Origin of the sequence: Pseudomonas sp. R3.Fl (assembly GCF_023516765.1) — a bacterium.
In the GTDB taxonomy this organism is placed as follows: domain Bacteria; phylum Pseudomonadota; class Gammaproteobacteria; order Pseudomonadales; family Pseudomonadaceae; genus Pseudomonas; species Pseudomonas citronellolis.
Window position 1 is genome coordinate 5,786,836 of sequence record NZ_JAMGSO010000001.1, and the last position, 21,542, is coordinate 5,808,377.

18 protein-coding genes are annotated in these 21,542 nt (G+C 68.9%); 9 read left to right on the forward strand and 9 right to left on the reverse strand.

Annotated elements, in window-relative coordinates; all coding sequences use genetic code 11:
- Window positions 1-50: 50 nt before the first annotated feature.
- The gene (locus M8R19_RS25580; protein ID WP_249919289.1) at window positions 51-1,001 is read right to left on the reverse strand and encodes an alpha/beta fold hydrolase; all 951 of its coding nucleotides are present in this window, start codon (window positions 999-1,001) and stop codon (window positions 51-53) included.
- Between the two features lie 212 nt (window positions 1,002-1,213).
- On the opposite strand from M8R19_RS25580, the gene M8R19_RS25585 reads away from it, so the two are divergent.
- The 9 genes from M8R19_RS25585 to M8R19_RS25625 all read left to right on the forward strand — a co-directional run bounded on the left by M8R19_RS25585 (window position 1,214) and on the right by M8R19_RS25625 (window position 9,269).
- Window positions 1,214-2,032: a substrate-binding periplasmic protein gene (locus tag M8R19_RS25585; RefSeq protein WP_116424851.1), complete on the forward strand. Its 819-nt coding sequence runs from the start codon at window positions 1,214-1,216 to the stop codon at window positions 2,030-2,032.
- A 25-nt stretch (window positions 2,033-2,057) separates the two neighbouring features.
- Window positions 2,058-2,399: a DUF4398 domain-containing protein gene (locus M8R19_RS25590; RefSeq protein ID WP_074979810.1), complete on the forward strand. Its 342-nt coding sequence runs from the start codon at window positions 2,058-2,060 to the stop codon at window positions 2,397-2,399.
- The gene (locus tag M8R19_RS25595) at window positions 2,396-3,208 is read left to right on the forward strand and encodes an OmpA family protein (protein ID WP_074979808.1); all 813 of its coding nucleotides are present in this window, start codon (window positions 2,396-2,398) and stop codon (window positions 3,206-3,208) included. Before M8R19_RS25590 ends, M8R19_RS25595 begins: the two co-directional genes overlap by 4 nt.
- Before the next feature lie 140 nt (window positions 3,209-3,348).
- Entirely contained in the window at window positions 3,349-3,984 is a 636-nt protein-coding gene (locus tag M8R19_RS25600) for a response regulator (protein ID WP_074979806.1), read from the forward strand.
- 129 nt (window positions 3,985-4,113) lie between these two features.
- Window positions 4,114-5,553 (forward strand): aminotransferase-like domain-containing protein, encoded by a 1,440-nt coding sequence (locus M8R19_RS25605; RefSeq protein ID WP_043267229.1) that lies wholly within the window; start codon window positions 4,114-4,116, stop codon window positions 5,551-5,553.
- Between the two features lie 206 nt (window positions 5,554-5,759).
- Window positions 5,760-7,412, forward strand: a complete 1,653-nt coding sequence (locus M8R19_RS25610) for a vWA domain-containing protein (protein WP_249919290.1) — start codon at window positions 5,760-5,762, stop codon at window positions 7,410-7,412.
- Window position 7,413: 1 nt separating this feature from the next.
- The gene (locus M8R19_RS25615) at window positions 7,414-7,998 is read left to right on the forward strand and encodes an RNA polymerase sigma factor (protein WP_249919291.1); all 585 of its coding nucleotides are present in this window, start codon (window positions 7,414-7,416) and stop codon (window positions 7,996-7,998) included.
- Window positions 7,995-8,627 carry a hypothetical protein gene (locus M8R19_RS25620; RefSeq protein WP_249919292.1) on the forward strand — a complete coding sequence of 211 codons (633 nt, stop codon included), beginning with the start codon at window positions 7,995-7,997 and terminating at the stop codon, window positions 8,625-8,627. The genes M8R19_RS25615 and M8R19_RS25620 overlap by 4 nt, the downstream gene beginning before the upstream one ends.
- A gap of 108 nt (window positions 8,628-8,735) precedes the next feature.
- The gene (locus tag M8R19_RS25625; protein ID WP_249919293.1) at window positions 8,736-9,269 is read left to right on the forward strand and encodes a hypothetical protein; all 534 of its coding nucleotides are present in this window, start codon (window positions 8,736-8,738) and stop codon (window positions 9,267-9,269) included.
- Window positions 9,270-9,586: 317 nt separating this feature from the next.
- Here M8R19_RS25625 and M8R19_RS25630 read toward each other — a convergent pair whose 3' ends face one another.
- From M8R19_RS25630 to M8R19_RS25665, 8 genes are all read right to left on the reverse strand, one after another.
- Window positions 9,587-11,413 carry a long-chain-acyl-CoA synthetase gene (locus M8R19_RS25630; RefSeq protein WP_249919294.1) on the reverse strand — a complete coding sequence of 609 codons (1,827 nt, stop codon included), beginning with the start codon at window positions 11,411-11,413 and terminating at the stop codon, window positions 9,587-9,589.
- Between the two features lie 216 nt (window positions 11,414-11,629).
- The gene (locus M8R19_RS25635; protein WP_249919295.1) at window positions 11,630-12,451 is read right to left on the reverse strand and encodes an SDR family oxidoreductase; all 822 of its coding nucleotides are present in this window, start codon (window positions 12,449-12,451) and stop codon (window positions 11,630-11,632) included.
- 337 nt (window positions 12,452-12,788) lie between these two features.
- A complete protein-coding gene (gene atuF / locus M8R19_RS25640; protein WP_249919296.1) occupies window positions 12,789-14,777 on the reverse strand; it encodes a geranyl-CoA carboxylase subunit apha in 1,989 nt (662 codons plus the stop codon).
- 100 nt (window positions 14,778-14,877) lie between these two features.
- Complete coding sequence (gene atuE / locus M8R19_RS25645) at window positions 14,878-15,675, reverse strand: isohexenylglutaconyl-CoA hydratase (RefSeq protein ID WP_249919297.1); 798 nt, start codon at window positions 15,673-15,675, stop codon at window positions 14,878-14,880.
- Between the two features lie 117 nt (window positions 15,676-15,792).
- Window positions 15,793-16,953 (reverse strand): citronellyl-CoA dehydrogenase, encoded by a 1,161-nt coding sequence (atuD, locus tag M8R19_RS25650; RefSeq protein WP_074979789.1) that lies wholly within the window; start codon window positions 16,951-16,953, stop codon window positions 15,793-15,795.
- A gap of 152 nt (window positions 16,954-17,105) precedes the next feature.
- The gene (gene atuC, locus M8R19_RS25655; protein WP_249919298.1) at window positions 17,106-18,722 is read right to left on the reverse strand and encodes a geranyl-CoA carboxylase subunit beta; all 1,617 of its coding nucleotides are present in this window, start codon (window positions 18,720-18,722) and stop codon (window positions 17,106-17,108) included.
- Window positions 18,723-18,725: 3 nt separating this feature from the next.
- The gene (locus M8R19_RS25660) at window positions 18,726-19,601 is read right to left on the reverse strand and encodes an SDR family oxidoreductase (RefSeq protein ID WP_249919299.1); all 876 of its coding nucleotides are present in this window, start codon (window positions 19,599-19,601) and stop codon (window positions 18,726-18,728) included.
- Window positions 19,602-19,711: 110 nt separating this feature from the next.
- Window positions 19,712-21,508 carry an acyclic terpene utilization AtuA family protein gene (locus tag M8R19_RS25665; RefSeq protein WP_249919300.1) on the reverse strand — a complete coding sequence of 599 codons (1,797 nt, stop codon included), beginning with the start codon at window positions 21,506-21,508 and terminating at the stop codon, window positions 19,712-19,714.
- Between the last annotated feature and the right edge of the window lie 34 nt (window positions 21,509-21,542).

The following is a 21,542-nucleotide window of genomic DNA, read 5'->3' on the forward strand; positions in this document are numbered from 1 at the left end:
CTTCGCTCCGCACAGAACCGGCGCCCAGGCGCCGGTTCTGCATTTGTGTCTCAGCGAGCCGCGGTGCGCTGGGCCTTGGCCTGTTCGAGGAAGTCCAGGTAGTGGCTGGCGGTCTCTTCCGGGCGCTCGATCATCGGCACGTGGCCGCAGTCGCGCAGGATGGCCACGCTGGGATGCCTGAGCAGCGGCTTCATCACCTCGATGCTGGAAACGTCCAGCACGCGGTCGCGGTCGCCCCACAGCAGCAGGGTGGGCGCGGTGATCTTCGGCAGCTCCGGCTCCAGCGGGATGTAGCGCTCGCGCAGCTGGCCGAAGATGTAGGCGTTGAGCTGGCTGCGCTGCACGCCGCGCTCGCCCAGGTACAGTTGCAGGCGCTCGGGCATCGGCGGGCGCTGGTAGAAGACGAAGTCCATCAGCCCGGAAAAGTCCTCGGGGCGGCTCAGCACCAGCGGGTTGGGCTGCCCGCCGAGCAGGCGCTTGAACAGCTCGCTCTGTTGCGGGGCCATGATCCCGGCGTTGTCGAACAGGCCCACGGAGAAGGCCATGTCCGGATGCCGCGCGGCCATCAGCGCGACTATCTGCCCGCCCATGGAATTGCCCACCAGGTGCAGGCGGCCGATGTCCAGGGCCTTGGCGAAGTCCACCAGGCGCTCGGCCTGGGTGCCGACGTCGTAGCTGATGGCCTGGGGCTGGCTGCTTTCGCCGAAACCGGGCAGGTCGGGGATGAGCACGTGGTAGCGCGAGGTCAGGTAGCGGGCGAAGCGCGGCCAGTTGTCCTTGTCGGCGCCGAAGCCGTGGACCAGCAGGACAGTCTCCGCCTCGCGCGGGCCGCCCTCGTAGTAGCGGATGTCCAGGCCGTCGACGCGCACGCTCTGCTCGTCCAGTCCGGCGCGGGTGCGCTCGACGAACTGGGCGCTGGCCAGCAGGGTGGAAGGGAAGGCGTAGAGCACGCCGGCGCCGGCGGCCAGCAGCAGGACGAGGGCGAGCAGGACTTTCTTCATCGGTGATCCTTGTGACCGGGGTAACGGAAATTCAGAGTCGGGACGGGAACGCGACGGTTCCCGGCATGGCGTATCCACCTGAACAGTGACATGCTGCACTGGCGTCCGAATTCGCCTAGTCTGACCCTTCGCTCAGAACTTTTTCTTACAGAAGCTAGCATGCCGTCGTCATACGCATCGCCCTCCCTTTCGCCGGTTCGCGAGGACCGCGCATGATCAGGCGCAGCCGCGTCCTGCTGGCCATGGTCGGCCTGCTGGCGCTGCATGCCCACGCCCAGAGCAGCCAGTGTTCGGTGCTGGTGGCCAGCGGCAACCCGGAATACCCGCCGTTCCTCTGGCGCGACCCCGCCCAGCCGGAGCGCCTGGTCGGGGCCAGCGCCGAGCTGCTGGAGCAACTGGGCAAGTCCATGGGCGTGAGCATCCGCGTGCGCTACACCGGCTCCTGGGCCCGCGCCCAGGAAGAGGCGCGCCTGGGCCGCGTCGACCTGCTCGCTGGCGCCTTCCTCACGCCCGAGCGCGAGGCGATCATGGACTACATCCGCCCGGCCTTCCTCAGCACCGACAACGTGGTCTGGGTGCACAAGGGCGAAGGCTTCCCCTACGCCCGCTGGGAAGACCTGCGCGGCCACAAGGGCGGCACCCTGGTGAACAACAGCTTCGGCGCCGCCTTCGACGACTTCGCCGAGCAGCAGCTGACCCTGGAAGAGGTGCCCAGCGTGGCCCAGGCCTTCCAGAAGCTGGCCCTGGGGCGCACCGACTACGTGCTCTACGAGCGCTTCCCCGGCCTGGCCACGGCGGCCCGGCTGGGCCTGCAGCAGCGCCTGCAGCCGCTGGAACCGCCGATCTCCAGCGAAGGGCTGTACCTGACCCTGGCCCACGCCTCGCCCTGCTACGGCCCGGAACTGCGCGGACAACTGCAGGAAAAGATGACAGAATTGATCGCCGCCGGCGTACCGCAGCGCCTGTTGCAGCGCAACCTGCAGCGCTGGCAGGCCGAGCAAGCGCGGTCCGCCGCCTCTCCCACGCAGTAGAGAAGATTTCGTGAGCAAGCCAAGCATGACCCTCCCCGGGCTGTTGCTGTGCGCCCTGGCGGGATGCGCCAACGACCCGCTTCCCAACGAGCAGATGCGCCTCACCGAGCAGGCCCTGGACCAGGCCCGGGCGGTCGGCGCCACGGACGAGGTGGCCGAGTTCAAGCTGGCCGAGGACAAGTACCAGGCTGCCCGCGAAGCCATGGCCGGCGCCGCCAACAAGCGCGCCCGGCAGCTCGCCGAGCAGGCCGAGCTGGACGCGCGCCTGGCCGAGGCCAAGGTGCTGACCGGCAAGAGCGCCGCGCAACTGGCCGAGCAGGGCAAGAGCATCCAGCGCCTGCGCCGCCAACTGGGGGAAGTGAAATGAGCCCGCGCCAGTTGATGCCATGCGGCCTGGTCGCCGCCGCCCTGGCCCTGGCGGGCTGCACCCACGGGCAGCTCGCCGAGCAGTCCCTGGAGCGCGCGCGCAGCGAGTTCCAGGCGGTCAAGGACGACACCGGCGTGCTGCACAGCGCGCCGCGCGACGTGATCCGCGCCGGCGAGTCGCTGGCCCGCGCCGAGCGCCTGTCCAGCTACTGGGGCAGCAACGACGACGTGCTGCAGTACGCCTACCTCAGCCAGCGCTACAGCGAGATCGCCCGCGAGCGCAGCAACCTGACGCTGAACCAGGAGCGCCTGGCCCGCCAGCAGCTCGACCGCGAGCGCCTGCAGCTGGCCCTGCGCGAGGCCAAGCTGGCCAGCGTGCAGGAGCAGAGCAAGTGGCTGGAAGAGCAGATGGTCAGCCTGGCCACCGACCAGACCGAGCGCGGCCTGGTGCTGACCCTCGGCGACGTGCTGTTCGACAGCGGCGAGTCCGACCTCAAGCCCGCCGCCAACCGCACCGTGCTCAAGCTGGTGCAGTTCCTCCAGCTCAACCCGCGGCGGGTGATCCGCATCGAGGGCTACACCGACAACCAGGGCGACGAGCAGGAGAACCAGCAGTTGTCCCGGGACCGCGCCCAGGCGGTGGCCGACGTGCTCACCGACCTCGGCGTGGACGCCAAGCGCATCCAGGTGCAGGGCTTCGGCGAGGCCTACCCGGTGGCGGACAACGCCTCGTCCCTGGGCCGCGCGCAGAACCGCCGCGTGGAAATCGTCTTCTCCGACGACAAGGGCCAGCTCGGCGCCCAGCGCTGAGCCCCCGGCGCCGGGCAGGCAGGCCCGGCGCTGCTAACCTGTTGGCAGGGCGGCATCTCGAAGCTGTTCGAGGGTCGCCTTGGCGAAAATACGCCGATGGGACCACCCCACTCCGGGGCGTCCGCCAGCAGGAACCCGCAATGCCCTTCAAACGTGAAACTCTCAAAGCCCTCGTCGCCGATGCCCAGCCGCTGACCGGCTGGGGGTTGCAGCGCTACCTGGCCGACCAGGGCCAGGTGCAGGTGCTGGACTGGGTCACCGATACAGATTCGCTGCTGCGCCAGTTGAGCGAACGCCCCGACCTCGATCTGCTGATCACCGAGATGGCCTTGCCCGGCTCGCGCGGGCGCGATGGCGTGCACTTGCTCGAATGGCTGCAGCGCAACTACCCGCAGCTCAAGGTGCTGGTCTACTCGGTGTCGGGGGCGCCGCTGATGGCGCGGGCCTCGCTCAAGTGCGGCGCCAGCGCCTATGTCTGCAAGCGCAGCCCGTTGTCGGTACTGGACGAGGCGGTGACGCGGATTCGCCAGGGGCTGACCTACACCGACCCCACCCTGCGCCCGCAGCGCCATACCGGCCAGCCGCTGAGCCCCACCGAGATCGACATCCTGCTCCGCCTGTCCCATGGCGCCACGGTAGGCGAGATCGCCGAGCGCACCAGCCGCAGCGTTTCCACCATCAGCACCCACAAGCGCAACGCCATGAGGAAGCTGGGCGTGACCAACGACGCGCAACTGGTGATCGCCGGCATGCTGGACTGGCTCGGCGAGTTCTGAGGCGCTCTGGCGCGCGGCCTGCGCCGATCATCGGCGGCGGGCTGTATCGGTATGTTTCCCTGCTACTGTTCTGGAACAGTTTCGAGTTTTTGGCTACTGTTTCGGTCCAATGCCCGAGGGATCGCCGCCATGAGCAATCTGCTTCTGTACCAACGCATCGCCCAGCAACTCGCCGAGGACATCCGCCGCGGCGTCTACCAGCCGGGCGAGCGCGTGCCCTCGGTACGCAAGCTGAGCACCCAGCTCAACGTCAGCCACGCCACCGTGCTGCAGGCCTACGCCACCCTGGAGGACCAGGGGCTGATCCGCGCGCGCCCGCAGTCCGGCTTCTACGTGCACCACACCCCGGCGCTGACCGCCTCGACCCCGGACATCGCGCGGGTCGAGCGCCCCGGCCTGGTGACCCGCAGCAGCATCATCAACCAGGTGCTGGCCGAGGCGCGCCGCGAGGGCGTGTTCCCCCTGGGCGCGGCGGTGCCGCACGTGGACTACCTGCCGGTGCGCGCGCTGCACCAGCAACTGGCCAAGGTCACCCGCTTCTCCAGCCCGCGGGCCTTCAGCTACATGTTCAGCCCCGGCTACGAGCCGCTGCGCCGTCAGGTGGCGATCCGCATGCGCGACGCCGGCGTGGTGGTCGATCCCAGCCAGGTGACCATCACCCACGGCTGCGTGGATGCCATCCACATGGCGCTGCGGGTGATGACCCGCCCCGGCGACCTGATCGCCACCGAGTCGCCCAGCTACTACGGCCTGCTGCAACTGGCCGACATCCTCGGCCTGAAGGTCATCGAGATCCCCAGCGACCCGCTCACCGGCATCAGCCTGGAAGCCCTGCAGCTGGCCGCCAACCAGTGGCCGATCAAGGCCCTGGTGCTGACCGCGCGGCTGTCCAACCCGCTGGGCGGGACCATCCCCGAGGAGCGCCAGAAGCAACTGCTCAAGCTCACCTCCGAGCACAACATCGGGGTGATCGAGGACGACATCTACGGCGAGCTGATGTTCGACGAGGGCCAGACCAAGTCACTCAAGGCCCACGACCGCGAGGGCAGGGTGGTGTACTGCTCGAGCTTCTCCAAGACCATCTCGCCGGGGGTGCGCATCGGCTGGATCATCGCCGAGCGCTACCAGGAGGAAATCCGCCGCCTGCAGACCTTCACCACCCATTCGGCGTGCACGGTGACGCAGATGGGCGTGGCCGCCTACCTGGAGAACGGCGGCTACGACCGCCACCTGCGCTACATCCGCCAGGAGTACCGCAAGAACATGACCGCCTACCAGCTGGCGGTGCAGCAGTACTTCCCGGAGGGCACGCAGATGACCCGGCCCAAGGGCGGCTTCATCCTCTGGGTCAGCCTGCCGGCCAAGGTGAACACCAAGGAACTGCACGTGCGCGCGCTGGAGCAGGGCATCAGCATCGCCCCGGGGCTGATCTTCAGCAACACCGAGCAGTTCAACAACTGCCTGCGCCTGACCTGCGGCATCCCGTGGAACCGTGAGGCGGAGCGGGCGATCATGACCCTCGGCATGCTGGCCTGCCAGCTGTGCCAGGAGGAGCAGATCGCTGCCTGAAACAAGGGCGTAGGGCGTATAACCGTTCGCGGTTATACGCCGCCTGGCCTCGATCCCAGACGACTCCGAGGTCAACCCGGGCGTTGGCTGCAACCTGGGTGTAACGGCGTACAACCGCGAACGGTTGTACGCCCTACGTTGATGCTTAACCCGTTTTGGCTGACGGCCTCGTCTGAAGGTTTGACTCCTTCACCGAGGCCGCCGTCATGTCCCTTCCCGCTTCCGCCTTCCGTCCCGTCGCCATCGGCCTGCTGCTGGCCGTGGGCGGTTGTGGCCAGTCCACCCAGCAACAGGCCGCCCAGCCTTCGATGACGAAACAGGCGCCGCTCGCCGACCTGGCCGCCAAGAGCGAGGCCCGCCGTGCTGCCACGCCGATGCTGGAAAGCTACGCCTTGCCGGTGGCGCCCGAGCCGCTGCCGGCCGGCTACCGCGACCAGGACCGCGAGCAGTACCAGAAGCTGGCGCAGAACCCGGTGCACAGCGTCGCCGAGGCGCCGGTATCGACCTTCAGCATCGACGTGGACACCGGCAGCTACGCCAACGTCCGCCGCCTGCTCAACGAGGGCCGCCTGCCGCCCCAGGGTGCGGTGCGCCTGGAAGAGATGCTCAACTACTTCCCCTATGCCTACGCGCCGCCCAGCGACGACAGCCCCTTCGGCATCACCACCGAGCTGGCGCCGTCGCCGTGGAACCCGCACACCCGGCTGCTGCGCATCGGCATCAAGGCTTCGGAGCGCAGCGTCGAGCAACTGCCGCCGGCCAACCTGGTGTTCCTGGTGGACGTCTCCGGCTCCATGGACCGCCGCGAAGGCCTGCCGCTGGTGAAGGGCACCCTCAAGCTGCTGGTGGACCAGTTGCGGCCGCAGGACAAGGTGTCGCTGGTGGTCTATGCCGGCGACTCGCGGGTGGTGCTGGAACCCACTTCCGGCAAGGACAAGGCGAAGATCCGCGCCGCCATCGAGCAATTGCAGGCCGGTGGCTCCACCGCTGGCGCGGCAGGCATCGAACTGGCCTACCGCATGGCGCAGCAGGGCTTCATCGACAAGGGCATCAACCGCATCCTGCTGGCCACCGACGGTGACTTCAACGTCGGCGTCAGCGACTTCGAGACGCTCAAGGCCATGGCCGCCGAGAAGCGCCGCAGCGGGGTGTCGCTGACCACCCTGGGCTTTGGCGTGGACAACTACAACGAGCGCCTGATGGAGCAGCTGGCCGACGCCGGCGACGGCAACTACGCCTACATCGACAACCTGCGCGAGGCGCGCAAGGTGCTAGTGGAACAGCTCAGCTCGACCCTCGCGGTGCTGGCGAAGAACGTGAAGCTCCAGTTGGAATTCAATCCCGCGCAGGTCAGCGAGTACCGCCTGCTGGGCTGCGAGAACCGCGCGCTGAAGCGCGAGGACTTCAACAACGACCAGGTCGACGCCGGCGAGATCGGCGCCGGGCATACGGTCACCGCGCTCTACGAGATCGTCCCGAAAGGGCAGAGGGGCTGGCTCGAGCCGCTGCGCTACCAGGCCGAGGCCAAGCCCGCCGGCAAGGGCGACGAACTGGCCTGGCTGCGGGTGCGCTGGCAGAAGCCGGAGGGCGGGCCCAGCCAGCTCGTCGAACGCCCGATAGCCACAACCGGCGCTACCGATCTGGCCCGGGCCAGCGACGACCTGCGCTTCGCCGCGGCGGTGGCGGCCTTCGCCCAGCAACTCGACGGCGCGCGCTACACCGGCGGCTTCGACCTGGGCGATACTCTGGCCCTGGCCCGAAGCGCGCGCGGCGAGGACCCGTTCGGCCTGCGCGGCGAATTCCTCCAGCTCGTCGAGCTGGCGCGCAGCCTGCAAACCCCTTTGGCACGGAACCCCTGACTTGACCACGGACGAAGACGACGCCGCGCTGCTGCGGCGCTACCGCAAAGGCGATGCCGAGGCCTTCGCCACGCTCTACGCGCGCCATCGCCTGGGCTTGTACCGCTTCCTCTGCGGCCTGGGCGGCGACATCGCGCAGGCCGAGGAAGTGTTCCAGGAAACCTGGCTGAGCCTGATCCGCAGCGACAGCGAGCCCGAGGGCCGGGCCAGCTTCCGCACCTGGCTGTACCGGATCGCCCGCAACCGGCTGATCGACCACTGGCGGCGCAACGGCCGGCGCAGCGCGCAGCACGAGGCCTTCGACGAGCAGTTGCACGGCGAGGCTCTACCCGGCGAGGCCGAGGACCCGCTGCGGCAACTGAGCCTGAGCCGCGACCGCGAGCGTCTGCAACAGGCCCTGGAGGCATTGCCCGGCGAGCAGCGCGAAGTGTTCCTGCTGCGCGCCCACGGTGACCTGGAGCTGCAGGAGATCGCCGAACTGACCCGCACGCCCGCCGAGACGGTGAAGAGCCGCCTGCGCTACGCGTTGCAGAAACTGCGCCGGTTGCTCGCCGACCCGGCGGCGACCCAGGAGGTAGCCCCATGACCCGCCATCCGCAGCGGCCGGACGCCGAGGAAGCCGAGCTGCTCGAACATTTCCGCCGGCACGGTGGCGAGCAGCCCCCGGCGCAGCTGGACGCCCGCATCCTGGCTGCGGCCCGCGCCGCCGTGCAGCCGCGCGCGAGTGCCTGGCAACGCCTGGGCCGCTGGCTGTTCGGCCGGCCACAGCGCTGGTCGGTGGCCCTGGCCGGGGTGGCGACCCTGGGCATCGGCCTGAGCCTGACCTTGCGCACCTTCGAAGAAGCCCCGCACTACGATGCCGTCGCACCGGCCATGGCCCCGGCGCCCAAGGCCGAATCCATGGCCCGCTCCGCCCGCCAGGCCGCCCCGGCGCTGTACTCGGCGCCGGCCGCCCCCGCCGCGGCGCCGGCTCCGCAACTGGAGCAACGCAAGCAGATGGCGGAAAGCGCGGTAGCAGCCGACGCGGCCGCGCCCATGGCCAAGCGCAGCGCCGAGCCGGTCCCGGCGGAACCGCAGGCCAGCCTGCGGCGCCTGGCCGAGCTGCGGCGGCAGGGCGACCAGGCGGCCGCCACGAGGCTGCGCGAGGACCTGCAGCGGCGCTATCCGCGACTGGATATCGACGCCGAGCTGCGGCGCCTGGAGGCCCGCCCTTGAGAGCCTGAGCGCGTCTATCGGAATTGCCTTCGGATTGATCTGAGCCTCTTGTCTTACAGATCAACTAAGGCGAGGATGACGCGCCCCTGGCCATTTGCCTGCCCCGTGATGTTGCGACGCTTCGTTCTGCTGACCCTCCTGCCGCTGTTGCTGAGCGCCTGCGGCGATGCCGACAAGACGCCACGGGCCAAGGCCGAGGCGCCCGCGGTGGCGCCTGCCGCCCCGGCGGAAAAGGCCCCGCCGCCCGAACCCGCGGCGCAGCCCAGGCCGGCGCCCGCCGCCAGCGCGAAGCCAGTTGCGCCCAAGGCGGAACTGGGCAAGCCCCTGGCCCCCGAGCGCCTGCCGGTGGCCGACGCCAAGCCGAAGAAAGCCGCCGAACCCAGCGTGAACAAGCCGCTGCCGCCCTCCAAGCTCGACCTGCGCCTGCCCAGGGACGTGCTGCACGGCCTGGAGCCGGGCCGTGCCCTGCGCGAGGACCTGGACAAGCCGCTGCTGCCGCCGATGTTCGAGGAGAAGGAGAGCCCGTTCCAGGTGGGTGGCCGGTTGATCCAGCGGGAGCGGGGGGAGCGTAGCGATCCCAGTGATGACAGCTGGCATTCGGAGATTCGTGGGGCGGAGGTGCAGTTTCAGTTTCGGAATTGAGTCGGGGGGCTTTTCGTAGGAGCGAGCTTGCTCGCGAATGGTGTTTCCCGGCGGTTCTGGTGCTGGGCCTGGAGAGCGCCCTCTCCCTAACCCTCTCCCTGAAGGGAGAGGGGACCGTTGGGCAGAGGCTGATGTTCTGGAGTCAGCCGGCAGCATTGAAAGTTACTGGCTGAAACCTGGCCTCCTCTCGGCACGGACTAGCCCCCTCTCCCTTCAGGGAGAGGGTTGGGGAGAGGGGACGGACTTCGACATCGCTCCGGAGTCGGGCTTGACTCGGTTGTTCGCGAGCAAGCTCGCTCCTACGAAAGAAAAGACCGTCAGAACCGATGTTCCCCGCGCTGGATCGCCCCGAACACCCCCTCATCCAGCAGCCGATAATCCACTTCCCCCGGCAACCGCACGAACAGCGCCTCGCCAACCTGCCGCGGATCGAACCCGGCGCTCTTCAGGTCGGCCTTCTTGTACTTGAAGGTCCCCGTGGTCTCCACCTGCTGCAGCAGCCGCAGGAACAGCGGCACGGCGTAGGCCGGTAGTTCGCGGTCCAGGTGTTCGGCCAGGGCCTGGCCGTCCAGCGCCTGGCCGGGGGCCAGGCGTAGCGCGGCCATGCCGCAGCGGCCGTCGGTGCCGGGGATCTCCACGCCGTAGACCACCGCGTCTTCCACGCCGGGGAAGGCGCCGAGGACGTTTTCCACCTCGGTGGTGGAGACGTTCTCGCCCTTCCAGCGGAAGGTGTCGCCCAGGCGGTCGACGAACTGGGTGTGCTTGAAGCCCAGGTCGCGCATCAGGTCGCCGGTGTTGAACCAGGCGTCGCCCTGCTTGAACACGTCGCGGTAGATCACCGCCTGGGTCTTGGCCGGGTCGGTGTAGCCGTCGAACGGCCACTTGTCGCTGATCTCGCTGATCAGCAGGCCCGACTCGCCCTTGCCGACCTTCTCCATGAAGCCCTTGGCGTCGCGCAGCGGGTGGTCGTTCTCCAGGTCGTAGCGGACGATGGCGTAGGTGGCCGGGGAGAAGCCCACGGTGTTGTCGAAATTGAAGACGTTGGTGAAGCCGATGTTGCCTTCGCTTGCGGCATAGAACTCGGTGATCCGCTCGATGCCGAAGCGCGCCTTGAACTCGCCCCAGATGGACGGGCGCAGGCCGTTGCCGATCATGCAGGTCAGGCTGTTGTCGCGCTCTTCCTCGCAGGCCGGCTGGTTGAGCAGGTAGCGGCACAGTTCGCCGATATAGCCGAAGCAGGTCGCGTTGTAATGGCGTACGTCCTTCCAGAAGGCCTTGGCGGAGAACTTGCGGCGCAGGGCGATGGCCGCGCCGCCGGCCAGCACCGCGCTCCAGCACACGGTGACGGCGTTGTTGTGGTAGCAGGGCAGGGTCAGGTAGAGCACGTCGTCGCGGCCCAGGCCCAGGCCGGAGTGGCCGAAGCCGCCGTAGGCCTTGATCCAGCGCCCGTGGCTCATGATCGAGGCCTTCGGCAGGCCGGTGGTGCCGGAGGTGTAGATGTAGAAGCAGGCGTCCTTCAGGCGCACCTGGGTGGTCTCGGCCAGGTTGTCGGAGGCCTGGGACTGCGCCAGGCGCATCAGGTTGGCCCAGCCCGCCGGGGCCTGGCCGGGGTCGCGCAGGGTGTCGTCGTCGGCCACCCAGTACAGGCGTTCGGCGCCGCCCTGCAGGCTGGCGCGGACTTCGTCGAAGGCCTCGCGCAGTTCCTCGCCGACCACGAAGTGGCCGGGGCTGACCAGGTTCAGGCTGTGGGCCAGCACCTGGCCGCGCTGGGTGGTGTTGATCAGCGCGCCCACGGCGCCGAGCTTGGCCAGGGCGGCGAGGGTCACCAGCAGTTCGGCGCGGTTCTCCAGCATCACCGCGACCACGCTGCCGTGCTTCACGCCCTCGGCCTGGAAGGCGCGCGCCAGGCGGTTGGCCCAGCCGTTGAACAGGGCGTAGGACAGGCGCCGCGGGCCTTCCAGCAGGGCCGGGGCGTCCGGGTACAGGCGCGCCGCGCGCTCCAGGGCCCAGCCCAGGGACAGGTTCTTCTCGCGGTTGCGGATGCCGGTGTAGTAGAGCCCGCGCAGCATACGCGGCACGCGCCCGAGGGTGGCGGGCAGGTGGGCGATGAAGCGGGTGGGGGTGATCAGGTCGGCATGGCTCATTGACGCGGGCCCTTGTTGTCGTTGTTGTCTGGCGTGTGCACGCCCGTTCGACTCTAGGACGCTGGCGAGGCTGGGGCTATGACCTTGGCGCGCGCACGGCCGGGCAGTTCGGCAAACCGGGCAGGGCTCTTCGTAGGAGCGAGCTTGCTCGCGAACAAGCCCCGCTGCGGAATGGGTTCGCGAGCAAGCTCGCTCCTACAGGGATGGCACGCAGCCTCAATCCAGGAATAGATCGGGCACCAGCGGCCCGCCCTGCGGATCGAAGCGGTATTGCTCGAAGTCGCTCACGCCCTGTTCGCGGAGGATGTCTTCGTCGATCAGCAGGCGCCCGCTGATGCTGCGGCCCGTGCTGCCGAGAATGGCGTAGGCGGCGTCGGCCATGATCGCCGGGGTGCGGGCCCGCTTGAAGGCGTCGCGGCTGCCCAGTTCGAACTCGATGGCGGCGGTGGCGATCATGGTCTTCGGCCACAGGGCGTTGACGCTGATGCCGTACTTCCTGAACTCCTCGTGCATGCCGAGGGTGAGCATGCTCATGCCGTACTTGGTGACGGTGTAGGGGCCGTGCTGGGCGAACCATTTTTCCGCCAGGTTCAGCGGCGGCGACAGGCTGAGGATATGGCCCTGGCTCTGCTTCAGGTAGGGCAGGGCGGCCTGGCTGCAGACCATCACCGCGCGGGTGTTGATCTGGAACATCAGGTCGAAGCGCTTGGGCTCCAGGCGCTCCACGCCCACCAGCTTGATGGCGCCGGCGTTGTTGACCAGCCCGTCGATGCCGCCGAAATGCTCTGCGGCGCGGGCCATGGCCTCGCGCACGGCGTTCTCGTCGCGCACGTCCAGTTGCAGGGCCAGGGCCTTGCCGCCGGCGGCCTCGACTTCCTCGGCGACGCTGTGGATGGTGCCGGCCAGCTTGGGATGGGGTTCGGCGCTCTTGGCCGCGATCACGACGTTGGCGCCGTCGCGCGCGGCGCGCAGGGCGATCTCGCGGCCGATGCCGCGGCTGGCGCCGGTGATGAAGAGGGTCTTGGCGTTCAGGGACATGGTTTGGCTCCGTGTTCTTGTTGTGTTCGGACTGCACCTGTAGGAGCGAGCTTGCTCGCGAATGGTGTTCTGCTGGTGGCTTCGGTGCTGGGCCTGAAGAGCGCCCTCTCCCTAACCCTCTCCCTGAAGGGAGAGGGGACCGTTGGGCAGATGCTGATAGTTCGGCATTAGCCGGCTAGCACAGTGATTACCGACTGAAACCATACCTTCTCTCGGCACGGACAAGCCCCCTCTCCCTTCAGGGAGAGGGTTGGGGAGAGGGTACGGAGTCCATCGAAAACACTGTAGCTACCGGGAAGCTCCATTCGCGAGCAAGCTCGCTCCTACGAAAAGCGTTTCAGGCGTCTTCGGCTTCCACTTCCACCAGCAACTGGCGGCTCTTGACCTGTTCGCCCTTGCTCACCTGGATGCGGCGGATAATGCCGTCGACCCCGGCCTTGAGCGGATGTTCCATCTTCATCGCCTCCAGCACGAGCAGCAGTTGGCCCTTGCTGACCCGCGCGCCTTCGCTGACCAGCACGTCGACGATGGCGCCGTCCATCGGCGCCTTGACCGTACCCGACGCCGCGCCGCCCTGGGCGCCGGCGGGCTCGTGGGTGATGTCGCGCAGTTCCAGGTTGCCGCCGGCGCCATACAGCCAGATGCGTTCGCCTTGGGTGTGATGGGCGATGCGCCGGCGGATGCCGTCGATCTCCGCCACGACCCAGCGCTCGTCGATGGCGATCAGCCACAGCGCCACCACCGATTCGCCGATGTAGGCCAGCAGCTTGGGCTGCGCGCCGGGCTCCAGCACGTCCAGCTCCACCGCGTGTTTCTGCTCGCCGTCGTGCAGTTGGTAGCGCCAGGGCAGGCTGCCGGCGTTGCGCCAGCCGGACAGGCCGCCCTGGTGCGCGCGGGCGCTGGCCGAGGCCTGGTAGAGCAGGGCGGCGGCCAGGGCCAGTTCTGCGGGCTGTGGCGCTTGCGGGTGCAGGCTGGGGTCGTCGGCGAAGTGTTCGGCGATGAACGCCGTGGTGGCCTCGCCGGCGGCGAATTCGGGGTGCCGGAGCAGGTTGGCGAGGAAGCGCTGGTTGGCCTTCACGCCGAGCAGCACGCAGTCTTCCACGGCGCGCACCAGCTTGCGCCGGGCCTCGTCGCGGGTGGCGCCGTAGGCGATCACCTTGGCCAGCATGGGGTCGTAGAAGGGCGTCACCGCCTGGCCTTCCACCAGGCCGTGGTCGATTCGGATGCCGTCCAGCAGCTGCGGCTCCCAGCGCAGCACCTCGCCGGTCTGCGGCAGGAAGCCGTTGCCGGCGTCCTCGGCGTACAGGCGCACCTCGATGGCGTGGCCGCGCAGCTGGATTTCCTCCTGCTTCAGCGGCAGCGGCTGGCCCTCGGCCACGCGGATCTGCCAGGCCACCAGGTCCTGGCCGGTGACCAGCTCGGTGACCGGGTGCTCGACCTGCAGGCGGGTGTTCATCTCCAGGAAGTAGAAGGCGCCGCTGGCGTCCAGCAGGAACTCCACGGTGCCGGCGCCGATGTAGTTCACCCGCGCGGCGGCCTTCACCGCCGCCTCGCCCATGGCCTGGCGCAGTTCGGCGCTCAGCACCGGGCAGGGCGCTTCTTCGATGACCTTCTGGTGGCGGCGCTGCACCGAGCAGTCGCGCTCGCCGAGGTAGACGAGGTTGCCGTGGCTATCGCCGAATACCTGGATTTCCACGTGGCGCGGGCGGATCACCGCTTTCTCCAGGATCAGTTCGTCGCTGCCGAAGGCGTTCAGCGCCTCGGAGCGCGCGGTGCGCAGCTGCGCGGCCAGCTCGTCCGCCGCTTGCACCAGGCGCATGCCGCGGCCGCCGCCGCCGGCGCTGGCCTTGATCATCAGCGGGTAGCCGATGCGCTCGGCCTCGCGGGCCAGGGTGGCGTCGTCCTGCTCGGCGCCTTCGTAGCCGGGGATGCAGGGCACGCTGGCTTCGAGCATGGCCAGCTTGGACAGGCGTTTGCTGCCCATCAGGTGGATGGCTTCCACGCTGGGGCCGATGAAGACGATGCCGGCGGCCTCGCAGGCGCGGGCGAATTCGGCGTTCTCCGAGAGGAAGCCGTAGCCGGGGTGCACGGCGCCAGCGCCTGTACGCTGAGCTGCGTCGAGGATGGCGGCGGCCTTCAGGTAGGACTGGCCGACCGGCGCCGGGCCGATGCACACGGCCTCGTCGGCCAACTGCACGTGGCGCGCCTCGGCGTCGGCCTCGCTGTACACCGCCACCGTGCGGTAGCCCAGGGCCTGGGCGGTGCGGATCACCCGGCAGGCGATCTCGCCGCGGTTGGCGATGAGGATCTTGTCGAAGCTGGGCATGGATGTGCTCCTGCTGGCTTGGGTGCTGGTCGTGGGTTCCCGCGTTCGCGGGAATGACGGGGGATGTTCCGTCATCCTCGCGAATGCGGGGAGCCAGCGACTATTGTGCCCAGTTGGGTTTGCGTTTCTGCACGAAGGCCAGGGTGCCTTCGGCGCCTTCCGCGCCGGTCACGGCGGCGGCGAACTGTTTTGCGGCCTCGTCCAGCAGCGGGCCCAGGGCCTCGGTCTCGGTGGCCAGCAGCAGCGCCTTGGTCTGCGCGTTGGCGCCGGGGGCGCAGCGGCGCACCTGCTCCAGGCATTCCGCCAGGCGCTGGCCGAGCGCATCGGCGCTGGCTTCGCTGAAGTGCACCAGGCCCAGGCGCAGCGCCTCGCGGCCGTCGAAGCGGGCGGCGCTGAGCGCCAGGCGGCGGGCCTGGGTCAGGCCGATGCGCTTGACCACGAAGGGGGCGATCTGCGCCGGCAGGATGCCCAGGCTGGTTTCCGGCAGGCCGAACTGGGCGCCGTCGGCGGCGATGGCGATGTCCGACACGCAGGCCAGGCCGAAGCCGCCGCCGAGCACCGCGCCTTCCAGCACCGCGACCAGCACCTGCGGCTGCGCCTGGGCCTCTTCCAGCAGGCCGCCGAAGGCGCGGTTCAGCGCGGCGTAGGCGTCCGGGCCGGCGGCACGGGCGCCGGCCATGTCCTTGATGTCGCCGCCGGCGCAGAAGTGCCCGCCGGCGCCGCGCAGGACGATGGCGCGCACTTCGCGTTGGTCGCGCACGGCGGCCAGCACCGCGCGCAGTTCGCCGACCATGGCCAGGCTCATGGCATTGCGGCTGTCCGGGCGGTCGAGGGTGACGTGCAGCACGCCGCCATCGCGTTCCAGCAGCAGGGTTTCGCAGTTCGGCAATTCGCTCATGCCGGAATTCCTCGTCGATTCATCGTCTTTGCTTTTCGTAGGAGCGAGCTTGCTCGCGAACGCTTCCGCAGCGGGGCTGGTTCGCGAGCAAGCTCGCTCCTACGAGGGCGAAAGCGCTCAGCTCTTTTTCTTGCCCGGCAGGGTGCCCATCAGCTTGCAGATGATGCCGAGCATGATCTCGTCGGCGCCGCCGCCGATGGACACCAGGCGGGTGTCGCGGTAGGCGCGGGAGATCGGGTTCTCCCACATGAAGCCCTGGCCGCCCCAGTACTGCAGGCAGGCGTCGGTGACCTCGCGGGCCAGGCGGCCGACCTTGAGCTTGGCCATGGAGGCCAGGCGGGTCACGTCCTTGCCGCGGATGTACTGCTCGGTGGCCTGGTAGGTGAGGGCGCGCAGGCACTCGATCTCGGTCATCAGCTCGGCCATGCGGAAGTGGATGACCTGGTTGTCGATCAGCGCCTGGCCGAAGGTCTTGCGCTCCTTGCAGTAGTCGATGGTGGCGTTGACGCAGTACTCCATGCCCTTGATCCCGCTGGCCGCGCCGAACAGGCGTTCCTCCTGGAACTGCAGCATCTGCATCATGAAGCCCGCGCCCTCGGCGCCGATGCGGTTGCGCTGCGGCACGCGCACGTCGTCGAAGAACACCTGGGCGGTCTCCGAGCTGCGCATGCCGAGCTTGTCCAGGTGCGGGCTGACGCTGATGCCCTTGCTCTTCATCGGCACCATGATCAGCGACTTGTTGACGTGGGGCTTGTCGTCGGAGGTGTTGGCCAGCAGGCAGATGAAGTCGGCCGACGGCGAGTTGGTGATCCACATCTTGCTGCCGTTGATCACGTAGTCGTCGCCATCCTTGCGCGCGGTGGTCTTCAGCCCGGCCACGTCGGAACCGGCGCCGACCTCGGAGACGCCGATGCAGCCGACCATCTCGCCGGCGATGGCCGGGCGCAGGAACTCCTCGCGCAGCTCGTCGGAGCCGAAGCGCGCCAGGGCCGGGGTGCACATGTCGGTCTGCACGCCGATGGACATGGGCACGCCGCCGCAGTGGATGGTGCCGAACTCTTCGGCGGCGACCACCGAGTAGCTGTAGTCCAGGCCCATGCCGCCGAACTTCTCCGGCTTGGAGATGCCCAGCAGGCCGAGCGCGCCGGCCTTCTTGAACACTTCATGGATGGGGAAGCGGCCGTCCTTTTCCCATTGGTCGACGTAGGGGTTGATCTCCTTGTCGACGAAGTTGCGGACGGTGCGGCGGAGTTCTTCGTGTTCCTGGGTGAAGAGCATTTGTTGTTTTCCTCCTGAGCCTTGGGTGTTCACTTCCCTTTTCCCTCCCCCCAACCCTCTCCCTGAAGGGAGAGGGGCTGTTCGGAGCGGGCGGGAAGTTCGCTTTACGCCGGATCGCTTTGGCACCCTCTCCCTGGGAGAGGGCGCCTGTATCAGAACCTCGCTACCCCGAAACTGTTGCCCTTGAGCGGCCGTACCGCCGCCTCCGCGCAGATGTCCAGCAGATAGCCCAGCAGCCGGCGGCTGTCGCGCGGGTCGATCAGCCCGTCGTCCCACAGGCTGGCGGTGCCGTAGAGCGCGGTGGACTGGGCGTCGAGCTTCTGCGCGGTCATCTGTTCGAGCATGTCGAGCATCTTCGCGTCGGCTTCCTTGCCCTCCTTGGCGTGCTTTTCCTCGGTGACGATGCGCAGCACCTTGCCGGCCTGGGCGCCGCCCATCACCGCGGTGCGGCTGTTGGGCCAGGCGAAGATGAAGCGCGGGTCCAGGCCGCGGCCGCACATGGCGTAGTTGCCGGCGCCGTAGGAGCCGCCGACCACCAGGGTGAGCTTGGGCACCGTGGCGTTGGCCACCGCCTGGATCATCTTCGAGCCGTGCTTGATCACGCCCAGGCGCTCGGACTCGGTGCCGACCATGAAGCCGGTGGTGTTGTGCAGGAACAGGATCGGCGTGTTGCTCTGCTCGCACAGCTGGATGAACTGCGCCGCCTTGGCCGCGCCCTGCGGGGTGATCGGGCCGTTGTTGCCGATCAGCCCGCAGGCGTGGCCTTCGATGTGCAGGTGGCCGCAGACGGTCTGGGCGTCGAATTCGTTCTTGAAGGCGAGAAAGCGCGAGCCGTCGGCGATGCGCGCGACGATCTCGCGCACGTCGTAGGGCTTGCGGGCGTCCGCCGGGACCACGCCGAGAAGCTCTTCGGCCGGGTACAGCGGCTCGTCCCATTGCCTTGCCGGGCGCGCCGGCAACTGGGCGTTCCATGGCAGGGCGGCGAGAATCTCGCGGGCCAGGCGCACGCCGTCGGCGTCGTTCTCGGCCAGGTACTCGGCGGTGCCGGCGACCTGGGCGTGCAGTTCGGCGCCGCCCAGTTCCTCGTCCGTGGCCACCTCGCCGGTGGCGGCCTTGAGCAGCGGCGGGCCGGCGAGGAACATCTTGGCCTTGCCGCGCACCACCACCACGTAGTCCGACAGCCCCGGCTGGTAAGCGCCGCCGGCGGTGCTGGAGCCGTGCACCACGGTGACCTGCGGGATGCCGGCGGCCGACAGCCGCGCCTGGTTGGCGAAGCCGCGCGCGCCTTCGACGAAGATTTCCGCCGCGTAGTTGAGGTTGGCGCCGCCGCTCTCGGTCAGGGCCACCAGCGGCAGCTTGTTCTCCAGCGCCACCTGCTGCAGGCGCAGGGTCTTCTTCAGCCCGGTGGGCGAGATGGTGCCGCCCTTGATCGCGCTGTTGCTGGCGCTGACCAGGCAGCGCACCCCGGCCACGTAGCCGATGCCGGAGATGATGCCGCCGCCGGCCTGGGTGCCGTCCTTGTCGTCGTGCAGCTTGTAGCCGGCCAGGGAGCAGAGTTCGAGGAAGGGCGCGCCGGGGTCGAGCAGCAGGTTCAGGCGCTCGCGCGGCAGCAGCTGGCCGCGCTTGTCGAACTTCGGCTTGGCCTCGGCGGCCTTGTCCAGCACCTTCTGCTCGACCTCGCGGAAGCTCGCCACGGCGGCCAGCATGGCCTCGCGGTTGCGGGCGAAGTCCTCGCCCTGGGTGTCGATTTCCGACTGGATCAGCGGCATGGCTTACTCCTGGTCCTTCAGCACGTCGGGCAGGTAGGCGCGGTGGAAGCCGTTGTAGGAACGGCTCTGTCCGGGCTTGGCCTTGCTCAGTGGGAAGGCACGGCTGCCCTGGCTGGCGGCGCCATCGATACGGATGGTGTTGCCGCTGATGAAGGCGGCGCCGGGGGAGAGCAGGAAGACGATGGCGGAGGCCACTTCCGACTCGGTGCCGATGCGCTTGAGTGGCACGTGCTCGCGCAGGGTCGGGATCACCGCCTTGAAGGCGCCCTCGTAGGTATCCATGCCGCTGGAGGCGATCCAGCCCGGCGCCACGGCGTTGACCCGCACCCCGGCGTGGCCCCACTCGACGGCGGCGGTCTTGGTGAAGTTCTCCATGCCCGCGCGGGCGGCGCCGGAGTGGCCCATGCCGGGCATGCCGCCCCACATGTCGGCGAGCATGTTGACGATGCTGCCGCCGTGCTTGCTCATGCTCTGGTTGAACACTTCGCGGGCCATGAGGAAGCCGCCCACCAGGTTGGTGCGCACCACCGCCTCGAAGCCCTTGAGGTTGATCGAGGCCAGCGGCGCGGGGTACTGGCCGCCGGCGTTGTTGACCAGGTGCCGGATCGGCCCGCGCTCGGCGAGCACCTGCGCCACCAGCGCCTTCACCGCCTCCTCGTCGCGGATGTCGCAGCTGTGCCAGCTGGCGCTGCCGCCGTCCTCGACGATCTCGCCGGCGGTCTTCTCCAGCTTCTCGGCCTTGCGCCCGACCAGCACCACGTGGGCGCCCAGGGCCGCCAGCTCATGGGCGGTGCAGCGGCCGATGCCGCTGCCGCCGCCGGTGACGATTACAGTCTGGCCGGCGAACAGGCCGGGCTTGAAGATCGAGTCGTATGCCATTGTTCTTGTCATCCTGCTCAAGCGTTCGTTCTTGTTGTAGGAGCGAGCTTGCTCGCGAACCAACCCGGCAACGCAACTGCCGGGAAATCCATTCGCGAGCGAGCCCGCTCCTACGAAGAGCTGAGTTCATCGGCGATGTGTTTTGGCACCGCCACCGGGAATTCCAGCAACTGCTGGGCGAAGGCCTTGCCCTGCGGGTCGATGCGCAGGCTGGCCACGCCGCCGCCGCCCAGGGCGTGCTCCAGCAGGAAGTTCAGGCTGTGGCTGGCCGGCAGGTACCAGCGGCTGACGCGGCCCAGCTGCGGGTCCAGCACGTGCTGCATCCACTCGGCCACCGCGCCTTCGCTCAGCGCCTCGGCGATCCACGGCAGGTATTCGGGCTTGCGCGCCATCACGCCGATGTTGCTGTGGTCGCCCTTGTCGCCGGAGCGCGCCACCGCCAGCTTCACCAGCGCCACGCTGGCCGTGGCCTGGCCGTTGGCGGCAGGGGCTTGCGCGGCCTCGGCCAGGTCCGCCGGGTCGAAGTGCTCCAGCTGCGGCAGGACGACGGCATGGCTGTCCTCGCCGATGCGCACCGCCAGTTGGCAGCGCGCCTTGTCCACCAGGAAGGAGAACAGGCGGATTACCGGGTAAACCGTGGGCCGCCCGCCGACGATGCCGGTCAGGCCCGGAGCCATGCCGGTGGCGGCTTGGGCGATCTCGCGGGAGAACAGCAGCAGCGCCTCCTTGCGGGCGTGGCGCACGGCGAGCTTGACCACAATCTCGCGGCTGTCCCGGCGCCGGCCATGGGGGCCGTAGGTGGCTTCGCTGCCCAGCAGCTCGATGCTCGTTTCGCGGTAGGGGCCCCAGCCGCGTTCGGCGAACATCTCCTCGGTCCTGGCGATGATCGCCCGGCTCACGCGCTCGGCCTTCTTCACTGCGTCGATGCCGGCGATCAGGCAACTGGCGGTGCAGCGGAAGCCGTCGGGATAGGTGGCGCTGACCTTGTACTGGCCGGTGGGCGGCAGGCCGCGGGCGCCGCTGAGGGCGACGCGGTCGGGGCCGGCCTGGCGCAGCTGCACGCCGGTGAAGTCGCAGACTACGTCGGGCAGCAGATAGGCGCGCGGGTCGCCGATCTCGTAGAGCATCTGCTCGCCGACGCTCAGCGGGGTGACCAGGCCGCCCGTGCCTTGCGGCTTGGTGACCACGAAGTCGCCGCTGGCCTGCACTTCGACGATGGGGAAGCCGATGTGCTCGTAGTCCGGCACGCTTTCCCAGTCGGTGAAGTTGCCGCCGGTGCACTGCGCGCCGCATTCGATGATGTGCCCGGCCAGCGCGGCCTGGGCCAGTTTGTCGTAGTCGTTCCAGGCCCAGCCGAACTCGTGCACCAGGGCGGCGCTGACCACCGCGCTGTCCACCACGCGGCCGGTGATGACGATGTCCGCGCCCAGCGCCAGCGCCTCGACTATGCCGGGCGCGCCCAGGTAGGCGTTCATCGACACGCACATCGGCGGCAGCGGGGCGCCGCTGAACATTTCCACGGTCCCGGCCTTGGCCAGTTCGCCGGCCAGGGGCTGCAGGTTGTCGCCCTCCAGCACGGCGATCTTCAGCTGTACCCCGGCCTTCTCGCAGGCGGCTGCCAGGGCCTTGGCGCAGGCTTGCGGGTTGACCCCGCCGGCATTGCTGATGACGCGGACGCGCTTGCCGGCGATCTCGCCCAGCAGCGGCGCCAGCACTTCGACGAAGTCGGTGGCGTAGCCCGCCTCGGGGTTCTTCAGGCGCGCGCCGGCCATGATCGACAGGGTGATTTCGGCCAGGTAGTCGAACACCAGGTAGTCCAGCTCCGCGCCCTTCACCAGCTGGGCGGCGGCGCTGCAGGTGTCGCCCCAGAAAGCCGAGGCGCAGCCGATGCGTACGGTCTTGGTCATTGTTCTGCCCGTGACGGTCGAGAGGTGTTTCGAC